At 65.0% G+C, this 22,282-nt stretch carries 19 protein-coding genes; 10 read left to right on the top strand and 9 right to left on the bottom strand.

The genetic code is table 11. The annotated features are described in order from the left end of the window. Nucleotides 1–126 precede the first annotated feature (126 nt). Complete coding sequence (locus IPL79_01960; protein ID MBK9069766.1) at nucleotides 127–2,877, top strand: ATP-dependent DNA helicase RecQ; 2,751 nt, start codon at nucleotides 127–129, stop codon at nucleotides 2,875–2,877. Between the two features lie 683 nt (nucleotides 2,878–3,560). On the opposite strand, the gene IPL79_01955 is transcribed toward IPL79_01960, so the two are convergent. Together IPL79_01955 and IPL79_01950 are read right to left on the bottom strand one after the other, a co-directional pair. After that, nucleotides 3,561–3,929, bottom strand: a complete 369-nt coding sequence (locus IPL79_01955; protein ID MBK9069765.1) for a hypothetical protein — start codon at nucleotides 3,927–3,929, stop codon at nucleotides 3,561–3,563. Between the two features lie 8 nt (nucleotides 3,930–3,937). Beyond that, entirely contained in the window at nucleotides 3,938–4,690 is a 753-nt protein-coding gene (locus IPL79_01950) for a hypothetical protein (GenBank protein MBK9069764.1), read from the bottom strand. Between the two features lie 268 nt (nucleotides 4,691–4,958). Here IPL79_01950 and IPL79_01945 point away from each other — a divergent pair, with 268 nt between their 5' ends. Genes IPL79_01945 through IPL79_01910 form a run of 8 tightly spaced genes read left to right on the top strand, consistent with a single transcriptional unit; the run spans nucleotide 4,959 to nucleotide 11,963 of the window. Next, the gene (locus tag IPL79_01945) at nucleotides 4,959–5,675 is read left to right on the top strand and encodes a hypothetical protein (protein ID MBK9069763.1); all 717 of its coding nucleotides are present in this window, start codon (nucleotides 4,959–4,961) and stop codon (nucleotides 5,673–5,675) included. Further along, on the top strand, nucleotides 5,672–6,724 hold the full coding sequence (locus IPL79_01940) for a flippase-like domain-containing protein (GenBank protein ID MBK9069762.1): 1,053 nt from the start codon (nucleotides 5,672–5,674) through the stop codon (nucleotides 6,722–6,724). Before IPL79_01945 ends, IPL79_01940 begins: the two co-directional genes overlap by 4 nt. A 7-nt stretch (nucleotides 6,725–6,731) precedes the next feature. Beyond that, nucleotides 6,732–7,763 carry a DegT/DnrJ/EryC1/StrS family aminotransferase gene (locus IPL79_01935; GenBank protein ID MBK9069761.1) on the top strand — a complete coding sequence of 344 codons (1,032 nt, stop codon included), beginning with the start codon at nucleotides 6,732–6,734 and terminating at the stop codon, nucleotides 7,761–7,763. Continuing rightward, nucleotides 7,753–8,844: a tetratricopeptide repeat protein gene (locus tag IPL79_01930; GenBank protein ID MBK9069760.1), complete on the top strand. Its 1,092-nt coding sequence runs from the start codon at nucleotides 7,753–7,755 to the stop codon at nucleotides 8,842–8,844. The genes IPL79_01935 and IPL79_01930 overlap by 11 nt, the downstream gene beginning before the upstream one ends. Next, nucleotides 8,841–9,593 (top strand): ATP-binding cassette domain-containing protein, encoded by a 753-nt coding sequence (locus IPL79_01925; GenBank protein ID MBK9069759.1) that lies wholly within the window; start codon nucleotides 8,841–8,843, stop codon nucleotides 9,591–9,593. Before IPL79_01930 ends, IPL79_01925 begins: the two co-directional genes overlap by 4 nt. After that, nucleotides 9,590–10,360 (top strand): ABC transporter permease, encoded by a 771-nt coding sequence (locus IPL79_01920; GenBank protein MBK9069758.1) that lies wholly within the window; start codon nucleotides 9,590–9,592, stop codon nucleotides 10,358–10,360. Before IPL79_01925 ends, IPL79_01920 begins: the two co-directional genes overlap by 4 nt. After that, nucleotides 10,360–11,175 carry an ABC transporter permease gene (locus IPL79_01915; protein MBK9069757.1) on the top strand — a complete coding sequence of 272 codons (816 nt, stop codon included), beginning with the start codon at nucleotides 10,360–10,362 and terminating at the stop codon, nucleotides 11,173–11,175. The genes IPL79_01920 and IPL79_01915 overlap by 1 nt, the downstream gene beginning before the upstream one ends. Beyond that, entirely contained in the window at nucleotides 11,172–11,963 is a 792-nt protein-coding gene (locus IPL79_01910) for an ATP-binding cassette domain-containing protein (protein MBK9069756.1), read from the top strand. The genes IPL79_01915 and IPL79_01910 overlap by 4 nt, the downstream gene beginning before the upstream one ends. 12 nt (nucleotides 11,964–11,975) lie before the next feature. On the opposite strand, the gene IPL79_01905 is transcribed toward IPL79_01910, so the two are convergent. The 7 genes from IPL79_01905 to IPL79_01875 all read right to left on the bottom strand — a co-directional run bounded on the left by IPL79_01905 (nucleotide 11,976) and on the right by IPL79_01875 (nucleotide 20,509). Then, nucleotides 11,976–13,019, bottom strand: a complete 1,044-nt coding sequence (locus tag IPL79_01905) for an MCE family protein (GenBank protein ID MBK9069755.1) — start codon at nucleotides 13,017–13,019, stop codon at nucleotides 11,976–11,978. 13 nt (nucleotides 13,020–13,032) lie between these two features. Then, a complete protein-coding gene (locus IPL79_01900; GenBank protein ID MBK9069754.1) occupies nucleotides 13,033–14,031 on the bottom strand; it encodes an MCE family protein in 999 nt (332 codons plus the stop codon). A 16-nt stretch (nucleotides 14,032–14,047) separates the two neighbouring features. Further along, nucleotides 14,048–15,403 (bottom strand): putative metal-binding motif-containing protein, encoded by a 1,356-nt coding sequence (locus IPL79_01895; GenBank protein MBK9069753.1) that lies wholly within the window; start codon nucleotides 15,401–15,403, stop codon nucleotides 14,048–14,050. Nucleotides 15,404–15,538: 135 nt separating this feature from the next. Then, complete coding sequence (locus tag IPL79_01890) at nucleotides 15,539–17,149, bottom strand: zinc-ribbon domain-containing protein (protein ID MBK9069752.1); 1,611 nt, start codon at nucleotides 17,147–17,149, stop codon at nucleotides 15,539–15,541. Between the two features lie 200 nt (nucleotides 17,150–17,349). After that, nucleotides 17,350–18,642, bottom strand: coding sequence for an adenylosuccinate synthase (locus tag IPL79_01885; protein MBK9069751.1), 1,293 nt, complete (start codon nucleotides 18,640–18,642; stop codon nucleotides 17,350–17,352). A gap of 2 nt (nucleotides 18,643–18,644) precedes the next feature. Further along, on the bottom strand, nucleotides 18,645–19,700 hold the full coding sequence (locus IPL79_01880) for an ATP phosphoribosyltransferase regulatory subunit (GenBank protein MBK9069750.1): 1,056 nt from the start codon (nucleotides 19,698–19,700) through the stop codon (nucleotides 18,645–18,647). A 32-nt stretch (nucleotides 19,701–19,732) separates the two neighbouring features. After that, nucleotides 19,733–20,509 (bottom strand): Nif3-like dinuclear metal center hexameric protein, encoded by a 777-nt coding sequence (locus IPL79_01875; GenBank protein MBK9069749.1) that lies wholly within the window; start codon nucleotides 20,507–20,509, stop codon nucleotides 19,733–19,735. A 35-nt stretch (nucleotides 20,510–20,544) separates the two neighbouring features. Here IPL79_01875 and IPL79_01870 point away from each other — a divergent pair, with 35 nt between their 5' ends. Then, complete coding sequence (locus IPL79_01870) at nucleotides 20,545–22,176, top strand: methylmalonyl-CoA mutase (GenBank protein ID MBK9069748.1); 1,632 nt, start codon at nucleotides 20,545–20,547, stop codon at nucleotides 22,174–22,176. The last annotated feature ends 106 nt before the right edge of the window (nucleotides 22,177–22,282 follow it).

Genomic DNA, 22,282 nt, shown 5'->3' with positions numbered 1-22,282 from the left:
GCACCGCCGCACAATCGTGCTGGCGCAAAAGCTACCAGCCCGCTGGAGCTTGCCAGGGGCCCGCAGGGGCATCGCTCACGCAGGTCGTTGTTTGACCGGCGTGGCCAACGTCCGAGGAGAAGCCGCATGGCAACCGCAAAGAAAGCGCCGACGCGCAGCAAGACTGCGCCCAAACGCCCGACCACCAAGGTCAAACCTGCCGCCCGCACCGCCGATGCACCACGCCGTGCGACGACGGTCGACGAGTTGCTGGTTATCGGCAAAGAGGTCCTCGGGATTCCCGATTTTCGCGCCGGCCAGCGCCCCGCCCTTGAGGCGATCCTCGCCGGCAAAGACGTCCTTGCCGTCATGCCCACCGGCGCCGGCAAGTCGCTGCTCTACCAGCTGCCCTCCCTCATTTTACCCGGGCTCACGGTCGTGGTTTCGCCGCTGCTGGCGCTGATCAAAGATCAAATCGACAAGATGAAATCGCGCGGCGTCGCCGTCGTGCGCATCGACTCAACCCTTACCGTCAAGCAGCGCCGCGAGATGAACGAGCTCGCCAGCGCCCCCGGCGGCAAGCTGCTGCTCACCACGCCCGAGCGCATGGCGGACCCGGAGTTTCGCACCTTCCTGCGTCAATGCGCCGGCAACCTCGGCGTGTCGCGCTTTGTCGTCGACGAGGCGCATTGCGTGTCGCAATGGGGCCACGATTTTCGCCCCGCCTATCTGTCGCTGCGCAAGGCCATCGACGACCTCGGGCGGCCGCCGGTGCTCGCCACCACCGCCACCGCGCCGCCGCATGTGCGCGACGACATCTTGCATCAGCTCGGGTGCGAAGACGCCACCATCGTCACCACGACGTTTGAACGCGCCAACCTGCATTTCGAAGTGATTCCGTTTCCCGGCGAAGACGACAAGGTCAAGACCCTGGTCACGCTGCTAAAAAAATTGCCTCGGCCTGGCATCGTCTACTGCGCCACGGTCAAGAAAGTCGAAGACCTCGCGCAGGCGCTATTTCGCCACGGCCTGCCGATGACGATGTATCACGGCCGCCTCACCAAGAATGAACGCGAGGCCAACCAGCAGCGCTTCATGGACAACAAAGACATCATCATGGTCGCCACCAACGCCTTTGGCCTGGGCGTCGACAAGCAAGACATTCGCAACGTCATCCATTATCACGTACCCGGCTCGCTGGAGGCCTATGCGCAAGAGGCCGGGCGCGGTGGCCGCGACGGCAAGCCCGCGCGGTGCGTGCTGCTGTTTTCGCCGGACGACGTCGCCATCCAGGAGTATTTTCTCAGCGGCAGCTATCCGACGCGACGCCAAGTCAATCAGGTCTATGCGACGCTCGAGGCCTTTGGTGGCAGCAGCAACCGCACGCCCGAACAGGGCCCGACGATCGCCAACATCGCCCTGGGCTCGGGGGTCGGCCAGCAGCGCACGCGCACGGTGCTGGCGCTATTTAAAGAAGAAAAGTTTGTCCACGAGCTCGAGGGCGGATTTTTTGAGCTCGCCTCGCCGCCGCCTTCGCCCGAGGTCTTGCGCGATAAGGCCCGCCAATACGAAGGCCGCCGCATCGCCGACCGCCAGCGCCTCGACGCCCTGCTCGCCTATGTCAACGCCTCGGGCTGCCGCAACCAAGTCATCCTCGACTACTTAGGCGAGCCCGATGCCCCCGCGTGCGGTCGCTGCGACAACTGCCTGCGCTCGCGCGACGTTGCGATGGCCGCCGCCCGCGAGAGCAGAAAGCTCGGCGAGTCGCTCACCCGGTTGCTCGACGAAGAAGGTGAGACGGCGGCGCCGCCGCCGGTCAAGCCGGCGCGCTATCGCCTGATTCGCGTCGAAGAGCCCGTAGCCGTGACCGCCGATGGCGCGACGCCCCCCGCGGCGCCGTCCGTTGCGGCGGCAGACGCCATTGTCGCCAAGGCGGCCGTCGGCGGGCAGGCCGCTGACGACCTCAACGACGATGACGATGACGATGATGAATTTGAAGATGATGAAGACGGCGACGAAGGCGGGGACGACGAGGAAGATGACGACGAAGACGACTTCGAAGACATCCAGCGCACCGCCGCCGAGCTGGCGGACGAAGGCTATGAAAGCGGCGACGCCATCACCATCTTGGCGCGCAAACGCCAACCCAAGGTGGCTAAGCCCAAGCGCCGGCTCGTCGGTGCTGCGGACGAAGCGGTAGCCAGCGGCGATGTCGGCATCGCGGGCGATGGCACGCGCAAGAAACGCCGACGGCGGCGCAAGAAAAAAGCCGTGCTGCCGCCGCCCTCGGCCTTTAGCAGCCCGGTGATCACTAGCGTGGTAAATCCGCCGCCTCGCGCCCGCTATGCAGGCGCCCCGGTCGTCGAATACGTCCGCGGTCCGATTCGCATGAACTCGGCACCGGTTGCATCGGCCAACCCCAACGAGGCGGGCCGCAGGCGGCAGGGCCCATTTTCGCGCCCTGGCGGTGGTGGTGGCGGCAGCAACGGTGGTGGGTCGGCCTCCGGTTTTGTCCGCCGCGACGCCTTCGCGCCAGGCAAAGGTCCGGGCGGAGCGCCTGGCGATGGCAGCGGTGGGCGGAAACGTCGACGGCGGCGAGGTCGAGGCGGTGGCGGTGGGCCGGGTCGCGAGCAAGGCGGCCAAGGCACGACGCCGGCCATGCCAGGGAACGGCAATCTCACAGCTCCGCCGGCGCGATTTGGCCCGTACGATGGCGCACCCGCGGCGAACGGCGGCCTGTTTCCGCGTAGCGGCTTTGGCGCCCCGAGCGCCAGCGCGTCGCCTGGTGACAATGCCCCAGGCGGCGGAAGCGGCCGACGGCGCCGCCGTCGACGTGGTGGCGGTGGAGGTGGCTCCGGTAATGGCAGTCCTGGCAACGGCGGAGGTGGCGAGACGTAAAACCGCTTAATGGTTGAGTAACCAGAAACGCATTAGTTCGCTAGCTCAAGGCAAATAGGCGCCGGGCGCGGCTGGTCTATTGCGGAACAGGGGCCAGCGGCCCGGCGCTTCATCGCAAACCCATTCCAACCTCGCGTTGTTGCATGCCATCGCCGGCGCGATTGGCGACACGCTTTTATTAGAGCCATTGAATTGAGCGACGTTTTTTCGTTGATTGCGACATTGTCGCCGCACCAACGCGGCAACCAGGTCGCGCCGGACCGCTGGCCTTTTTTGGGGCCGCGGCCGGCGCATGTGCGGATCGATCCACGCGTGGTGCCGAGTCAGAAACAACGAATGGTTCAATTTTTGAGTATGGGCGAGCCGCCGCACGCTTCATTGAATAGGGCGACCTTAGCAAACTTCATCAAACTATTGCGGCCGTGCTGCAACGTCGAATAAATTGAAATCTTCTCGTCAGCGCCCGGCGGCGGCGGGGCATCGTCAAAAACACCCTGGCCGGGGCCGGGCGGCGGCGGGAGAGATTTTATTTTCCAATTCCGTTGCCCGACTCAATTTGTTTTAGTGCCGAATCAATGCAACGCGCAGGTGTCAAATGCCGCAAGGTCGGCAAGGTGTGGCGCGACCGCTGCCACGTCCCGCCCTGCCCTGCGTCCCTTTCGTTACCGAAAAAGTTGCTCCGCTTATCGCGCGCCGCAGAGTGGATCCTTTTTAGGATCGCAGGATGCGCCTGCTAACTTTTTCGTTCGCGGCGAGTCGATAACCCAGGGCATTTTGCACCAAATCGCGTTGTCCAGCAGCGCTTGAAATGCTGCTTCCCTTTCAGCAATTTCAACAAGCTGTAAAGCGCTACGATGAAGAGTGGCACCAAGCTCAGCCCCCATTTCGCGAATTTTTTGGGCGTTACGAGCCGCATCAACCGGCGCCTCTTGATGGCGCTGATACGCCAAAAAACAAAGCCTGCCACCCGTAATTGCCAACCCCGCAACTATGGCAACCAGCCAGGGTTGGCGCGACGTAGCCGCTTGCGGTGCTGCTTCCGGCGTAGCCAAGCGTCAGCTTAGCGAAGACCGCAAAGTGGATCCTTCTTAGGATCGCACGATGGGCCTCGTGGCTTGACGGGCTTGTCCGGCTGCGATGCACCTGCGGGTCGCGACCGTGGCGCCGAATTCTTGAGTGCTTCCAGCGCCGCCTTCTTGACGGCAAGTTCGGCCTTGAGTTTCTCGCGTTCAGCATCGGTCTGCGCGGCTGCAATGCGCGCGTCGACTTCGGCGATGCCGCCTAAGGCCTCATCGATTTTCTTGCTGAGTTCCTCGGTGGCCTTGCGCTCTTCCTCGAGGGCAGCCGCATTTAAGGCCGCGACTTTTTGCGCCTCTTGGTGACGCTGGTAAAAAATATACCCGGTCGCGCCGCCGGCAATCACCAACACGGCGACGGTGGCGATCAGCCACGTCGGGCGCGAGTTGGCCGCTTGCTGCTTGCGGATTTCCATCTCTTGTTGCAGCCGCTGCGCGTCGAGCTTGGCCTGCGCTTCGATGCGCGCGCGTTGCTCAGATGCCTGCAGCTGCAGTTGCTCTTCGCGCTGCCTGCGCTCGGCATCGTCGCGCGTGCGGCGCTCGGCCTCGGCCGCGGCGCGCACGGCGGCCTCTTGCTCCTCTTTGGCACGCCGCTCTGCATTTTGTGCGGCCAAGAGACGCTCGGCTTCCGCGTTGCGGGCCGTGGTCTCTTCGTCGAGGACGCGCTTTTCCTCGATTTCTCGCAGCTCTCGCAGCGAGAATAGTACCGAGTTTTCGCGTTTTTCAGGTTGTGCCATGGAGTTGCCTTTCACCATTATCTCCTACGGTTGAGGTAGAAATCTACGTCTGTGTTTTGTATCACGCACATGTAGGCCCCGCAACGGAGACTTTTGACCTCATTTTGCGGATCATTCGCAAAAATGGCGCAGCCACAGGCCGGGCTGGCGCGCTCCCTGCCGCGGCCGCGTGGCGGACGCACCAAATCCACCCGTCTTGTGAGCGGGGGCCGCTGTTTAGTGCCGTAACGCCTCGCATTTTGCGGTAATGCTTAGCCGAGCGCTTGCCATGACCTGGGTCGACCTGCATAGCCATATTGTCTTTGACGTCGACGATGGGGTTACGGATCTAACCCAATCGTTGGCGGTGTTGGCACGGCTGCAATCCCTTGGCTTTGCCGAGGTCTGCGCGACCCCACACCAAAAGGCTGGGCAGTACTTGCCTGACTGGGACACGGTCACCACGCGGTTTGCCCTCGTCCAGTCGGAATCGGCGCCGGGCGGCGGCCCCATCCTGCACCTGGGCGCGGAAAACATGTGGGATGCCGTGTTTCACCAGCGCTATGAGACACAGACCATCCCCTCCTACAATGGTGGCGCCGCGTTTCTCTTTGAGCTCTCGCCGTCGATCTGGCCGCCGTCGCTGCTCGATACCGTCTTTGCCGCGCGCTTGCAGGGCATGCTGCCGGTGCTCGCCCACCCCGAGCGCTATCAATTCCTCGCTGGCAACGCCGCGCTCGCCAAGCAGGCGGCGGCGCAGTGCGCGATGGTGCTCGATGCGGCCGCCCTCGCCGGCCACCACGGCGCCGCCGCGATGGAGTCGTCGCGCTGGCTGCTCAAGATCGGCTGCGCGCACGCGCTGGCGTCGGACGCCCATCGCACCGTCGATGTCGATTACGCGCAAGACGGCATCGAATGGGTCATCAAGAAGTACGGCGCGGCCATGGCAAACCGCTTGCTCGACGACGCGCCGCGAGCCATCTTGGCCGGGGAACACCCGGCGTGAGAACGTGGGTCAACGTCGCGCTGTCGCTGCTCACGCTAGCAATCTGCACGTATTTTGTGTGGCCCGACGCGGCCTCGCGGGCCGAGCTGGGCAAGGTCTTTGGCGACTTGCGCCTGGCGGAGTTTGCGCCCTATCTCGCTGCCAGCTTTGGCCTTATGGCCGCGACGCACATCGCGCGCACCTACCGTTGGCATAGCCTGCTGGCGCCGCTTGGGGTGCGGATGAGCAATGCCGAGCTGTTTGCGATCTCCTCGGTGGGCTATATGGCCATCCTCGCGCTGCCGGCGCGGCTCGGCGAATTTGTCCGGCCCGCGCTCATGCGTCAGCGCGCGCATCTCTCGGGTTCTGCCGCGCTGGGCGCCGTCGCGGTCGAGCGCATCATCGATGGCCTCGGGATCTCGCTGATCGTATTCGCCGCGTTTTTCTCCCTGCGCGGGCCCAATGAGCCGGCGTGGATGATGAGCGTGGCGTACCTCGCGCTGGCGGTATTTTCGGCGGCGACGATTTTCTTGTTGATGGCGCTGCGACGACCGCAGCCCACGGTACGCCTGTGGCTCGCGCTGAGCCTGTTGCCGCGGCTCGCACCCAATTTTGCCAAACGCCTCGAGATGTGGCTCTTAGAGATGATCCGCGGCTTTTCGGTGGTGCGCAGCGGGCGCCACATGCTGGTTTTTCTCGCGTGGAGCGCGGTGTATTGGACCACCAATGCGCTTTCGGTGTGGGTCTTGGCGCGTGGGTTTGGCCTGCCGCTCTCGGTGGTCGGTGGCTTTGCGGAGATGGGGCTGGTCGCCGTTGGGATCACGCTGCCCAATGCGCCAGGGCTGGTGGGCCAATTTCAATGGTTCACCGTCCTTGGTCTAAGCCTCTACCTTGGGCCCGGCGTCACCACCTCCGGCACGCATCTCCACGGCCAGGCGCTCGCCTTTGCCATCGTCAATCACTTGGTGCAGGTGGTGTGGTACGTCGGCATGGGCGCGCTCGCGATTGCGACCCCGTACGTCGCGTTTGCCGACCTGCGCGCCCACCGTTCGATCGATGCTGCCGTATAGTCGCGGCATGCCCGCCGTGGTCGACCTTCGCAGCGACACCGTCACCAAGCCGACCGCCGCCATGCGTTTGGCCATGTCGGCCGCCGAGGTCGGCGACGACGTCTACGACGAAGACCCAACGGTCAACGCGTTGCAGGCGCGCGTCGCGGCCTTGCTTGGCAAAGAGGCCGCGCTGTTTATGCCGAGCGGCACCATGGCCAATCAAGTCGCCCTGCGCAGCCTGACGGTGCCCGGCGACGAGGTAATGATTGGGCAAAATGCGCACGTGTGGCTCTATGAATCAGGCGCGCTCGCGGCGCTCGCCGGCGTGCAGACGTGTCCCTTGCCCGGCGGTGGGCTGTTTGGCGCCAGCGAGGTCCGTGCGGCGCATAAGCCCGATACGTTTTACCTGTCGCCCACAACGGTGCTCGCGGTCGAGAATACGCACAATGCCGCAGGCGGCGCGGCGTGGTCGCTCGCGGCCCTGCGCGAGGTGACGGCGACGGCGCGCACGCTTGGCATGCGTACGCATCTCGACGGCGCTCGCCTATGGAACGCCGCCGTGGCGACGGGCCATAGCGAGGCCGAGCTGTGCGAAGGCTTTGACACCGTCACCGTCGCGCTGTCCAAGGGCCTCGGCGCGCCGATTGGCTCGGTGCTCGCCAGCACGCGCGAGCGCATCACGCGCTGTCGACGGCTGCGCAAGATGTACGGCGGCGGCATGCGGCAGGTTGGCATCCTCGCCGCCGCGGGACTCTATGCGCTCGAGCATCATCGCGCGCGGCTGGCCGACGACCATCGCCGTGCCTCCGCCATCGCCAGCGCGCTGGCGGAGGCCGCGGTTGGCAAGCAGATCCGCGTGAGCACCCCGCAAACCAATATCGTGCTGATTCGCGGCGCGCTCGATATCGTTGGCGTCGTCGCCGCGGCCAGAGCCCAGGGCGTACTTATTGGCGCGCCCACTGCCGACGCGCTACGGCTGATTACCCATCTCGATGTCGACGACGCGGGGTTGGCCCACGCCATCGCCGTGTTAAAACCGCTGCTGCATGCGTCGTAGGAGCCTCACCACCGCCAGCGCCGTGCTGTCCTCGGCGCTTGCGTGCGCGCTGGCCGCCTGCCGCGCACCGCAACTGCTGCCCGCGCTGCACTACGCCGAGACCGCAAGCCGCCTTGGCATGTACGACGAAGCGCTGGCAGAGTACGCGCTCGCACAAGCTCAATGCCAACAACTCGAGCCGCTGCGCGTACGCATTGAAACCTGTCGCCCGGCGTTTCTCGGCGAGGCCTACGTCTACGTCAAGCGCGGGCTCCCCGATGTCGGCGAAGCGGCCTTTGCCAAGCTCACAACCCTTGAACTTATCGGCGACCTGGGCATGAGCGAGGCGGCCTTTCGCGCCGGCTGGCTCGCCAAGGAACGTAAGGCGTTTGACACGGCGGCCGACTTTTTTTGGTACGCCATTCGCACCCACCCTTCGGCGCCGTTTTCCGGCGAGGCCTTGCGCGTCGTTGTCGCCGTCACGCGGCGGACCCAGCCACGCCAGCTCATCGACCAGCTCGTGACCGACCAACGCGGCACGCCCGGCTCATCGCTGGCCGATGACATGCTGTGGTGGGCGGGCGACGTTGCGCGCGAGCAAGGTGCCATTGCGGAGACGCTCATCTACTGGGATGCCTTGGCGGCGACATATGAGGACTCGCCTTGGAAAAACGATGCAATGTGGTTTGCCGCCAAGCTGGTCGCCGAACAGACCGAGCCTGCCGTACGGACGGCTGGCGACCACGACGACCTCGTCGCGCGGCTGCGCGCCATCGGCGAGACCCGCCGCGTGGCGCACCTTACCGGTTCTTTTTTTACGCAATACTTAGACGACGCCCAGCTCTTGCTCGGACGGGCGCTCCGCGACGCCTCGCGGGGTGCCGAGGCGATCGACGCGTTTGCCTCGCTGCCGAGGCTCTATCCCGATTCGCTGCTGCGCGACGACGCGCTCTACGAGCTGGCGATGACCTATGCGCAGGCCGCGCGCCTGACCGAGGCTTGCGCGGCCATGACCTCGCTGGCGACGGCATTTCCGCGTAGCAAATACCTAAGCGCGCCGCGGCGCCTCGCGGCCTGCCCAACGCGGAGCGAGCAGCCATGATGTCGCCGCCGCGCCTTACGCTTCGAAATGTTGCCAAGTCCTTCGCCGCACACGAGGTATTTTCCGACGTCTCGCTCGTGCTTGAGCCTGGCAGTCGCGTTGGCATCATCGGCCCGCCGGCCGCCGGCAAGACGCTGCTCATGAGGCTGCTATGTGGCCTCACCGAGCCCGATCGTGGCGAGGTCTTGGTAGGCGACACCGCGCTGGGAGGCCTGCACGAAGTGGCGCGCGCGACGCTCCGCCGCGATTTTGGCGTGTTGTTTCAAAACTACGCGCTGTTTGACACCTTGAGCGTGGCCGACAATGTCGCCTTTCCGTTGCATCGCCGGGGCATGCCGATCGCGGAGGTTGGCGCGCGCGTCGAAGCGTGCCTGCGCGCCGTTGGGCTCTGGGGCCACGGCGACAAGCTGCCGCACGAGCTTTCGGGCGGCATGAAAAAGCGCCTCGGCATCGCGCGCGCCATCGCCGCCTCGCCGGGCATCCTCATCCTCGACGAACCAACCGCGGGGCTCGATCCGGTCACCACCGCCAAGATGTTTGCCTTTCTGCGCGATAAGATTCCCGCCCACAGCACCGTGCTCGCCATCTCTAGCGACGTCGTCGGGCTGTGCGAGTTCGTCGATGAGATCGTCTATCTCGCGGAGGGGCGCGTGCAATGGCGTGGCCCATCGTCCGATATTCGGACATCTTCCCATGCCGCCATGAATGCGTTCGTGCGCGCCGCCTACCTCCCCGAGGCGTCCGCGTGAGGCGCGTGTCCTCGGCCGCCGGCGCCACCTTGCTGCGCATCTGCGACGAGCTAGGTGCGATCACGGTTTTTTTCGCGCGCATCGTGCGCAGCCTCATCCCGCCGCGCCTTGATGGCCGCGAGCTACTCACCCACCTTCACTTTATGGGCATCGGCTCGCTGCCGATCATGCTGGTCACGGCGCCCTTTACCGGGGCCTTGATGATGCTGCAATCGGCGCCGACGATCGAGCGCCTCGGCGCCACCGCGTTGGCCGGTTGGGGCGCGGGCTATGCCATCCTGCGCGAGGTGGGGCCGATCCTGATTGCCCTGCTCTTCTCGGGCCGCGTCGGCGCCAACAACACGGCCACGCTCGGCACCATGGCCGTCACCGAACAAATCGACGGCCTGCGCATCGTCGCGATCGACCCCATGCAATACCTCGTGCTACCGCGCGTCGTCGCCATGACGATCTCGCTGGTGGCGCTGACAATAATCGGCAATGCCATCGCGCTGCTGGGCGCGGCGCTGACCTCGAAGTTCGCGCTCGGCATTGAGATCTCCACCGTCGTCGGCAGCTTCCGCGAGTACCTCGACGTCGCTGATGCCACCCACGGCATGCTTAAGTCCTTGGTCTTTGGCCTCATCATCGCGGTCACGAGCTGCTTCTTTGGCATGACCGCCACCGGCGGCGCGCCCGGCGTGGGCCGCGCCGTCCATCGCGCCGTCGTCGTCTCGGCGTGTTTCATTCTGCTCTTTGATTTTATCGTGACCAGGCTGGTGAAATAATGCACGCCATCGCGCGCGCCATCGAAGCGCTCGGGGCCGCCGCGCTCGGCCTGTGGCGCATGGGCCTAGGCATATGGGGCATGCTGCTGGGCACCCTCGCCGGCACCTGGCGCCTTGCGCATAGAGATAGCCTCAGCCGTGCGCCCGGCGAGCTGCGGCGCCAGCTTTTTGGCATGGGCAATCGCTCGGTCGCCTTCATCGCGATGACGCTGGGACTCATCGGCATGGTCATGGTCTATCAGGGCTGCCAACAAATTGATCGCGTCACGGGCGACCTGTCCCAGGTCGGGCCGCAATTTTTGCGCCTCGCCATTGCCGACTTCGCGCCGACGCTGACGGCGCTCATGCTCGCCACCCGCATTGGCGCGTCGATGGCGGCCGAGCTTGGCACCATGACGGTCACCGATCAGGTCGATGCGATTCGCCTATGCGGCGTGCTCCCCATCGACTATTTGGTGGTGCCGCGTTTTTGGGCGTGCGCCATCGCGACCATCGCGCTGAGCGTGTACGGCGGCGTGGTCATGTTCGTGGCTGGCGGCGTCATCGCGTATTTTAGCTTCGACCTAAATCCCGCGCTCTATGTCGACTTTTCGCTGGTCACCGGCGCGCACCTGGGCATGTTTCTATGCAAGGCCGCAAGCTACGGCATGGCCCTGCCCATCGTCGCGGCCTATATGGGGCTTGACGCCCAGCCTGGCCAAGATGGCGTCGGCAAGGCCACGACCCGCGCGGTGCTCGGCGGCTCGCTAGCGGTCATTGGGCTCGACCTGGTGTGGACGGTGTTTGGCTTTTTTGTCTTGGGGGCCCGTTTATGAGCGCGCCGACGCCGCCCGCGGCGCCACCGCCTGGCTTTATCGAATGGCGCGGCGTCGCCAAGCGCTTTGGCGACAAGGACGTGTTGCGCGATTTTTCGCTGCGCGTCGCGCAAGGCGAAATTCTTTATCTCATGGGCACCTCCGGCGCCGGCAAGTCGGTGGCCATCCGCATGCTGGTCGGGCTGCTTCGCCCCGATGCCGGCGAGCTGTGGTTTGACGGCCAACCGCTTGTTGGGGCGACCGAGGCGACCTTTCTCGGCGTGCGCAAGAGGTTGGCCATGGTGCTGCAAGCCTCCGGCCTCTTGTTCTCGCTGACGCTGCGGCAGAATATCGCCCTGCCTTTGGCGCGCCATCACGCGATGACGATGGAGGCCGCCCTCGCCTTCGCCGGCGAAAGGCTTGCCGAGGTCGAGCTCGCGTCGTTTGCCGACCGCCTGCCCAGCGAGGTCTCTGACGGCATTCGCAAGCGCGCCGCCATCGTGCGTGCCTTCGCGCTGAGGCCCATCGCGGTCTTGCTTGACGAGCCCACCACGTCGCTCGATCCGCTCAGCGCGCGCGGCGTCGATGCGCTGCTACGCCACCTCGCCAAGAAGACGGGGCTGACCGCGGTCGTGGTGTCACACGATCTCGTCTCGGCCGCCACCGTCGCCGATCGCATTGCCCTGCTCTACGACAAGCGCGTCTACGCGACGTTTAACGCCGCCGAGCTGGCCACCCATGCAGATCCGCTGGTCCGTCAGTTTTTTGACGGCAACGTCGACGGCCCGATGGCAACGCCCGGCTTTTAGCGGCGCGCCGCGCTACTTGGCGATATCGAACTGCTTGCGCCACGCCTCGCGATCAAACGCTTGGTCGTCCGGATGACCAATTAGCCGCCACGGCGCGTTGGTGTTCTGCTCGGCAAAGAGCTTAAACAGGTCGTAGAGCTCCGGATCATTTAACAAGCGCAAGAGCGTCCCATGCTCGGCATCGGCCAAAAGCCCCCTCCCGTTGGCGATGAGCCACCGCGCATGGTCCACGGCATCACCGACGTTACCGAGCATCGCCGCGAGGCGCGCCCTCGCCAGCCGATCGCCATCGCGCAGCCGCGACGTGCCAAGCGCCAGCTCGGCGCGCAAGCCCGTCAGCTGCGGACTTCGCGCCGCCATGGCGCGTTCCCAGGCCGCCCGCGCCAAATGCCAGGAGGCCTGCGTGTCGGCCAAGGGCTCAGCCAGCGCGGCCGCATACGCGCGCGCCCGCCGCATCGTCGCCCATGCGAGCGCGGCATCTTCGCGCGCCGGCGGTGCGGTCTGCGCCACCTCATCTTCAATCGCCTCCAGCGCGACGCGCAGGCGCATGGCGTCGGGCCGCAGCTCGTCTCGCACCGCCAACATCAGGCCGCTGTGGTTGTACAAGCGTTCCAGCGTGCGATCGAGTGACGCCGGATCGACGCCTTGCAGGGTCGGCGGGCGCATCGCCGCCAAATTACTTACAGGCGCCTCACGCGGTGGCGCCAGCTCGAGCATGGGCTTGCCGAGCACGCCCTGCGGCGTGATGATCGCCAAGGAGTTTTGTGCAACCAGCGCAAGGACGTCGGCGTCGACCGACATCGTGACGCGCCACCTTCGCGTCGCGGGCGGCGGCGCGGCACCAATCTCGGTCACCGTGCCGATGTTTTTCCCTCCCAGGCGTACGTTCGCGCCCGGCAGCAGCGCGCCAATTTGATCGAAGCTCGCATAGACGTAAGCGCGGTCCTGCCACGGCGACCCATGCGGGCCCACCACCATCCATAGCACGAGCAAGCCGGATGCGACGAGCGCCACCGCGCCAACGCGTCGGTGGGTGCGAAGCTGCGCGTCCTCCATGCCTGCTAGCCGCCTATTCTTTCCAGAAAAACTTCCACGGGTTGCGCTTTAAGTCTTCGACCATCTCGCGCACGTCGGCATAGATCTCATCGTTCACCAGCAGCGCACCAACCGTGCCCTTGCCCTTACGCGCATCGGCCAGCAAGCTGCGAGCCTCACCGAGCAAGCCACTGGCCGCGTCCGCCGCCGTCGCGGCCTTGTCGGCAACCACGAGCGCGCGATCGACGCGCTCGGGGGTAATCGTCTGCAGCCCCGAAGTCGCCGCTTCGAGCGCACGCCCCACCTTGGGCGAATTCTCGTCGAGGGCGCGCTTGCCTGCCTGCAGCGTGGCGTCGGCGCTGCGTAGCAGCTGCGCCACCTCCGCCTCGGGTACGCGGTCTAAAAATCGCGCGCCCGAGCCCGCGAGCGCCCCGGCATTTTTCAAGAGCGCCGGAATCTGTTCGCGATTGGCCACGAGCAAGGCGTGCAGCTCCTCCACCGTGGCGGCGCCATTGCGCAAGAGCGAAGACACCTGCGAGCGCTCGGTCGCGAGCACCGACGCCAACCCATCGACGACGTCAAACAGGCGCGACACCACGAGGTCGACGCGCGGCGGATCCATGCCGCGCACGATGCTGCCCGGCGCTAGCAGCGCCACGTCGGCACCCGGCACGATCTCGATATACTGCTCGCCCAGCACCCCGGCGGTGTTGATGAAAAACGCCGCGTCCTTGCCGACCGCGGGCAGCGCCTTTTTTTCGACCCAGATGGTGGTGCGCACGTACACTCGACGGCCGACGGTGGCATCCAGCTCGCCCGCCATAAACGCGACGTCCGTCACCTTGCCGACGCGCACGCCCGCGAGCTTGACCGCGGCGCCTTCCTGCAGGCTGCCGATGTAGTCGTAGTCGACGCGAAATTTTTTACCGGGCCCCAGCGAAAAATTGCCCAGCGCGATGACGAGCGCGAGCCCTACCCCGACGGCGCCGAGCAGAAAGGCGCCGACGCGGAACTCCAGCGAGCGATTGGCCATGGGCCAAGTGTATCGCTTAATCGGCCGCGAACAACACCGGCACCGCGCCGAACTTCAGGGCTACCGAGATGCCGTCGACAAAGCGCGGCTTGCCGTCGCCATCCAGCGCCTCGGTGCAATGCTTGGTAACGACGCCGTCGCCATCCACCTCATCCATGATTTCCGTGCCGTCGCCGTCGATGCAGAGGTCGACCGTGTTCTCGAATTCTGAATCGGTCGAGCCGCAGAACGTCTCGAGGCCATCGCCGTCGATGTCGATGTCGGGCGTCTTGCAGCCGGGCTTGGCGGTGCTGTTGGGCAGCGCGAGCAGTTGGCCCAGCGAGTTGGCGTAGATCACATCGAGCAGCGAGTCCTCGGGCCGCAGGCCGATGGTTTCTTCCTCAAAGCCACGCACCGTATCCGCGGTCACCGAGTCGATGACGCCGCCAAGGCGCGCATTGGTGAGCACATAGCCGCCATCGACCTCGGCGATGTCGGCCGCGATGCGTGCGCCGCTGAGCGTTAGCTGCAGCGTGATGTCGTTGATAGGCAGCGACAACGAAAACACCGAGGGGCCAGCGGAGAGGCGAAAGCCATCACCGGCCGCGGTGATTTCCCCGGCCTCAAACGACAGCACCGGATCGCCATTGGCGTCAAAAGACAACGCATCAAGCGCGATGGTCTCCGGCGTCTCGTCAAACGGATTACACGTTTCATTCGGGCCGCCGTCGGCGACGCCATCGCAGTCGTTGTCGAGGCCGTCGCCGCAAATTTCAGCGGCGCCGTGCTTCACCGTTGCGTTGGTATCGTCGCAGTCGCCCTCGGCGACCGTTTGGCTGTCGGCGTCGGTATCGGTGGTGGAAAGCGTACCGCCTTCGTCGGCTTGACCATCGCAGTTATCGTCTTTGCCATTGTCCGCGATTTCTGCGGTGCCAGGGAAGATGAGGTTGTCGTTATCATTGCAATCACCGCCGCCGACACCCGCGACCTTGTCGTCGCCGTCATCGTCGCGTCGGAGGCGCGCCAGGGAGACGCCAAACTTGACGCAGGTATCTGCGGCGAGGCTCGGCATGTCAAAGTATTCAAACGCGATGCCGATTTCGCGGCGTTCAAAGGCCGTGATGATGGCTGGATTGGCCAGCCCTCCCAGCGGCGCCAACTTATTGTCGGGCGTGCCATCGTCGTTATAGTCAAAGCCGTCCCCGAGCGCCCCGATCGAAAGCTCCGAGAGCAGCACCGCCGCATCGCCTGTGCGCGGTTCGATCGTTTCGCCTTCACAGCTGGTCGGGGCGGGCAGATTGTCGGTCCCTCCACCGCCATCGCAACTTAGCGTCAGTGCGCCCACCAGCAATAGCGCGGCAAGACGTACGTAGTTATCAATAATAGCTCTCATAGCGTCAGACGCTTACACGCCAACCGAACATCGTCAATGTTCACTGTCACCAGTCACGGCGAACGCAACGCGTCAAAACGATCCTCTGTGCACAATCGCACGCACTCGACGCGGCGCGCGGTCGGCTCGTCTTGGCTAAAATGTCATCGGAAACGTAAAGGTGGCGCCGTTTTGCGTTTTCTTGAAGCTGGCCTTCTGCAGCGCCGCGGCAACGCATGAACCCAGCGCGTCGTCGGGGGACTCAAGCACGCTGGTGCTCGACACCGAGCCATCGCCGCCTACCCGCACGCGGACCTTAACCTTGCCTTTGGCGCTCGATTTCGTGCTGCAGGATTTGGCGCGCGCTTGCACCTTGGCAACCCCGCTCTGAATCGCCGCCTTGTCTAAGTCTTCGTCAAGCCCGCTGCTGCTGGACTCGGTTTTGACGGGCTTGCCGCCGTATTTGGCGCAGCACGCCGGCTTTTTTTCCGCCAAGAGGCAATCGACTTCAGAGCACCCTTTGGCGTCGGCTTTTGGCGTAGGCGCAACCTCGGGCGTTCGCGACGAAGCCGCTGTGGACGAAGAAGATGAGCTCGACGACGACCGATCGGGCTTGCGCGAGTCGCGCGAGGAACTCGATGGTTTGGGATCGCTTGCAGGCTTGGTACTCGGCTCGGGCTTAGTGTCGGTTGCCGCCGCAACCGGCGTTGGCGGCGTCCCCGTCGCGGGTGCGCCGGTGTCGGTGCCAGCAGGCGCGGCCGCGTCGTCGGCTGGGTCGGCTGGAATTGTGCCGGCGGCGCCGGTCGGTGGCACCTTGAGCGAAGGATCGAGCGGCGGCGCCACCGCAACGGTACTCGCCTTGTCTTTATTAAACACGAACAACACCAAAACGATGGCGGCAACGGCGAGCAGGCCGACCGCGCCGATCAGCCCGTAGAGGACCTTATTGTTGGATGACGAACGCGAGGTTGGCGGCAAAATCACCGCGGGCTCGGCAAACGCGGCGCCAGAGAACACCGGGATGTCGTCCATCGAGCCAACCCGCCCGGTGTTGCGCGCCGGGGCTCGCTCACCCATGTAGGCGCTTGCCATCGAGCGAATATCTATGAGCCCCGAGCCCTCGCTGCCACCGGCCTGAGCGCGGCCGGCCGATGAGCTCGACCCGGAAGCCGCAGACGAACGCGGCGCATCCGACGTCAACGAGGCGAGATTGCTCAGCGAAAACAACACTGAGTTTTCATTGCGCTCGCCGCGCATGCGACCGTCGCCCGCGGGTGCGGGCTGAGCCGCGGCCGGCGCGGCAGCGCGTGCGCCAAATAAATCTGATGCGACGTCATCCGCGGCACGCGAAACCGCGGGCAGTGCGCCGAGATCGCTGCGCATGGTTTGACCCGCCGAGGCAACGCCCGCAAATTCGGCGACGCCACTAACGGGTTGCCAATCGTCAAAGCCTTCGCGCCACACGTACGAGTCGGCGTCGACCTGGCCATCGGCAATCCGTTGCTTGAGGTCGCTGGCGGTGATTGGCCCGACCTGCTCGGAATCGATCACAACGTGCCAAACCGGCTCTTCGCCGGCGGGCGCATCATTGTATCCAAACACGCGCGTATCGTGGGCTTCTTCCGCACCTGCTGGCGCCGCAACCTCTTCGCCCTTGACGAAGATGACGTTGTTGCACTTCTTGCATTTAATCTTTACCGATTTGCCTCTGACCTTGTCGTCCGCAATGGAGTACTTGGCAGAACAGGCGTCGCATACAATCTTCATGGGTCTATCCTTCGCTCCACCATGAGACTCGCGAGCTGCGCCCGGCCTTGGTGAAAATATTGCATCGGCGATTAAATTGTAGCATTACCGCGCAAGCTGGCGAAAGTCTTAGGGTCTTTGAATGCCAAGGGGTGACTTATTTACACACCTCCATAAGCCTGAACCGCTATGGCGGGTCGGCCTACGCTCGGCCCCCACTGCTAGCTGGCGAAGGGGTCGGAAATCGCAATCGTCTCGGCCCGGTCAGGCCCCAGCGACACCATGGCCATTTTCACCCCAGCCACCCGCTCGATCGCTGCAACATAGGCGCCCACGGTGGGCGGCAAGGCCGCCACCGAGGCGGCGCGCTTAGGCAATTCGGGCCAGCCGGCGAAGGTTTCGTAGATTGGCGTGCAGCGCGCCAAATCGTCCAAATCTTGTGGAGGCTCGAGCAGGCGCGTGCCATCTAGATCGTAGGCGACGCACATTTTGACCTCTGGCAGGCCGGCGAGCACGTCGAGCTTGGTCAGCGCCACCCCCGTGATGCCTGACAACCGAACCGCAAGCCGCAAGGCGGCGGCGTCGAGCCAGCCGCAGCGCCGCGGCCGTCCCGTGGTGGAGCCAAATTCAAAACCTTTTTGGCGAATTGACTCGCCCAAGGCGTCGTTTAGCTCGGTCGGAAACGGTCCGCTGCCGACGCGCGTTGCGTAGGCCTTGCTGATGCCGACCACGGTATCAACCAGCGTGGGGCCAATGCCAACGCTTTGGCAGGCGCCCGCCGCCAGCGTCGACGACGACGTGACAAAGGGATACGTGCCGTGGTCGAGGTCGAGCAGCGTGCCCTGGGCGCCTTCGAACAGCACGTGCTCGCCCCGCGCAATGGCGGCGGCGACAAACGCGCCCGCATCGCCGACAAATGACCGCAAGGCCTCGCCCGCGGCCAGGGCCGCGGCGATCCATTGATTGATCATCGCGGCGTCGGGCACGGGCGCGCCAAAATGCGCGAGGATTGGACTCATCTCTTCGACGTTGCGTTCGACCAGTTCGCGCAGCCTTGCTGGCTTGTAGAGATCGCGCATGCGCACGCCTCGCCGCGCCGCCTTGGCCTCATACGCCGGGCCGATGCCTCGCCGCGTGGTACCTATCGCGCCGCGACGTTCTTCCCGCACCGCCTCCAGCAGCTTGTGATAGGGCAGAATCACGTGCGCGCCAAGGCCGACCAAGAGTTCGCCGTGGGCGAGCAGGCCCTTACCTTTGCACTCGGCAATTTCTTCGAGCAGCGTATGCGGATCGATGACCATGCCATCGCCGAGCACGCAGCGCTTATGCGGATGCAAAACCCCCGACGGGATGAGATGCGTCAGCAGCTTGGTATCGCCAATCACCAACGTGTGGCCGGCATTGGCGCCGCCGCCATAGCGAACGACGACGTTGGCTCGCTCGGTCCAGATGTCGACGACCTTGCCCTTGCCCTCATCACCCCATTGCGCACCAACCACTACGACGACTGCCATGCTTATGCTCCTTGCTCAAGACACTGATGAACGCCCTCGATATCGACCGCAAAGCCGACCGCAGGGACGTCGCGGCCATAGCGCGCGACGAGCCCATCGTATCTGCCGCCCGCCAAAATCGCGTCGCCAAAACCGCGCGCATAACCGGCGAACCGCAGGCCGGTGTAATAATCAAAGCCGCGAATTTCGCACAAATCGATCAACACCTTGAGGCCGCGGGCCTTAGGCAACACGAGCGCAACGGTGGCGGCTAGCCCATCAAGCGACGTCCGGACCTGGCTCGGCCACGGCAATGCCAAGGCCGCAGCGAGCATGTCGGTCGCGCCACCGCGGCTGCCATCCGTCAGCTCAAACAGCGCCGTCATGAGGCGCCTCGCCTGCGCCGGCAACCCCTGCGCGGCGTTGACGGCCTGCGGCCAATTCTTGGTGCGCAACGCCGCGACCAGCGGGCCATTTGACGCGGCGTCGGCCTGCGACAACAACCACTGCGTGGGCGCGACGTGGCCGATTTCGATGGTGGCATGTTGCAGCGTGCCTCGCGTCCGCAAGGCGGCGGGTGCCATCACCGCGCACGCCAAGCCAAGGACCTCAGCGTCGGCGGCCGCCTGACCGTGGCCAAAGCGTTCAACGCCGGCCTGGGCGATTTCGCGCGGGCCGTGCCCTGCTTGTACGCGATACACCGCGCCCTCGTAGCAGAGGCGCAAATCGTCGGCATGGTCGCGATAGCGCTGCGCCACTAAGCGAGCGAGTTGCGGCGTAAAGTCGGGCCGCACGGCGAGGAAGTCGCCCGAGCCGGGCTCGACAAAGCGCAGCGCAAGGTCGACGCCGGCGCCCAGGCCCTTGCCAAGCACGTCGGCGTATTCAAACATTGGGGTCGCGACATATGAAAAGCCCGCGCGCGAAAACACGCCAAGCAGCGCGTCGCCGAGGCCTTTGCGCGCCAGGGCCTCAGCGGGTAACAAATCGCGCACGCCGCGCGGCAAGTTCGACGGCCCGCTGGGCGCCGCGACGACGGGTGGCGCGCTGCCCTGTATGCGTTGCCCGTGTGGCCGTCCCATGCGCAAGCAGGTTACCCCAAGAAGCCGAGCGACTATAGCGCGCCGGGCACATTCACAAATTCTGATCGCACGGTGGGAAACGCGCGCGCCAGCTCTTTTGCGAGGCGCGCGGCGCCAAACGTTTCGGTCGCATGATGGCCCGCGGCGATCAGCGTGATGCCGAGCTCTGCCGCTACCTCTTGCGCGCGCTCCGCGAGCTCACCGGTGACAAAGGCATCACACCCCGCCGCGCTTGCGGCCTCGAGCAGGTCCGACGCCGCACCCGTGCAAAGGCCTACCTTGCGCACCTGTGCGGGGCCGTGGTTAAACACGAACGGCGGCGAGTCGGTGCCGCCACGCAGCCGCGCGGCACGCTGCACCAACTCATCGCGAGGCATGGGCGCAGCCAAGGTAACGGCGACGCCAAGCGGGTAGCCACGTACATCGCCGAAGGCCTCGTCGGCACCGACCAGCCCCATCGCCTCGACAAGGCCAGCATTGTTACCAAGCGTTGCATGAGCATCGAGCGGCAAATGATACGCCGCGAGCGAGATGCGCCCCGTCAAGAGGTGCCGCAGCCGCTCGGCGACCAGCCCCTCAACGCGCGCAATGCCGCCACCCCAAATGAGGCCGTGGTGGACGACGATGAGTTCGGCCCCCAGAGCCTCAGCGCGCGCAAACAACGCGGCATTTGCCGACACGCCGGTGACGATGCGCGTGACCTCGGGGGCCCCTTGCACCTGCAAGCCGTTTGGCGCGTAGTCGCGAAAGGCGGCGATTGCCAGGGTTTTATCGAGATGCGCCACGATGTCCCTCAGTTGCGCCGCCATGGTTTCATGGTGGACCAGCTGTGGTACAAAGCGCCATGGCCACGCATCAAAAAAGTCAGGGAGCCGCGGCGGACACCGAGGTGCGCACGCTGTCGGGCTTGCCGTTGCAAACCGTTTACGGACCTGACGACCTAACGGCCCGTGGCTTTACCCGCGAAACCCATCTCGGCGACGCTGGCGCGTATCCATATACCCGCGGCCCGCACGCCACCATGTATCGCGGCAAGCCGTGGACGATGCGCATGTTCGCCGGCTTTGGCACGCCGGAAGACACGAACCAACGCTTTAAGTTTTTGCTCAGCCAAGGGCAGACCGGCCTGTCGACCGCCTTCGACATGCCAACGTTGATGGGCTACGATCCGGACCACGCGCGCAGCCTGGGCGAGGTTGGCCGCGAAGGCGTCAGCGTCGCCACGCTGGACGACATGATGCGACTGTTTGGCGACATTCCGCTCGACAAGGTCTCGACGTCGATGACGATCAATGCGCCGGCGGCGATCTTGCTGGCGCTTTATGTCGCGGTCGCCGAAAAACAAGGCGTCTCGCCGGCGGCGCTGCGCGGCACGTTGCAAAACGACATGCTCAAGGAATTCATCGCGCAAAAGGAGTGGATCTCGCCGATCCGCGCCCACATGCGCATCACGCGCGACATGCTGGCGTGGTGCACCGAGCACATGCCGCAATGGAATACGATCTCGATCAGCGGCTATCACATTCGCGAGGCCGGCGCGACGGCGGTGCAGGAGCTGGCGTTTACGCTCGCCGACGGCATTGGCTATGTTGAGGCCGGCATTGCCGCGGGCATCGACGTCGACGAGTTTGCGCCGCGGCTGTCGTTCTTTTTTGACGTCCACAACGACTTCTTCGAAGAAATCGCCAAGTTTCGCGCCGCGCGCCGGATGTGGGCGAAGATCATGAAAGAGCGCTTCGGCGCCAAGAACCCGCGTTCATGGCTGCTGCGCACCCACGCGCAAACCGCCGGTGTGTCGCTGATGGCGCCGCAGCCGCTAAACAACGTCGTGCGCACCACCATGCAGGCGCTCGCGGCGGTGCTCGGCGGCACGCAGTCGCTGCATACCAACAGCTTCGATGAGACGTACGCCTTACCGACCGAGGATGCCGCTACGCTGGCGCTGCGCACCCAACAAATCATCGCCGAAGAAACCGGCGTCACCGCGGTGGTCGATCCGCTTGGCGGCAGCTACTTTATCGAGGCGTTGACGTGTGACATGGAAACCGCCGCGTTTGACTACATCCGCCGCATCGATGAGATGGGCGGCATCGTCAAGGCGATCGAGGAAGGCTATCCGCAACGCGAAATCGCCAAGAGCGCCTATGACTTCCAACGCGCCGTCGACGCCAAGGCGCGCACCGTGGTGGGCGTCAACAAATACGTCACCGAAGATCCGCATGGCGAAATTCCCACGCTCAAGATCGAAGCCGAAGTTGAACAGGCGCAGCGCGAGCGCATTGCCCGCGTGCGCACGTTGCGCGACGAGGCGGCATCCGCTAGCGCGCTCGCCGCCGTGCGCGCCGCCTGCCGCGACGAGGCGCAAAACCTCATGCCCGTCATCTTAGCCGCGGTCAAACAACACGTCACCCTCGGCGAAATCTGCGATGTCTTCCGCCAGGAGCTCGGCGAACACCGCGACCCGGCGTACTTGTAGCCACGGCGCCGGCGCGTCTGCCGCGACGTCGCGAGCCGTCCTTGGCCTTACGATCCGGCGTGCCAACAGCCAGCGCAAGTTGACTGCGCGACTTTACGGCTTTGCG

This window comes from Myxococcales bacterium (assembly GCA_016716835.1).
GTDB lineage: Bacteria > Myxococcota_A > Polyangia > Haliangiales > Haliangiaceae > JADJUW01.
The sequence above is the reverse complement of the archived record's forward strand: the minus strand, read 5'-3'. Positions and strand labels throughout refer to the sequence as shown.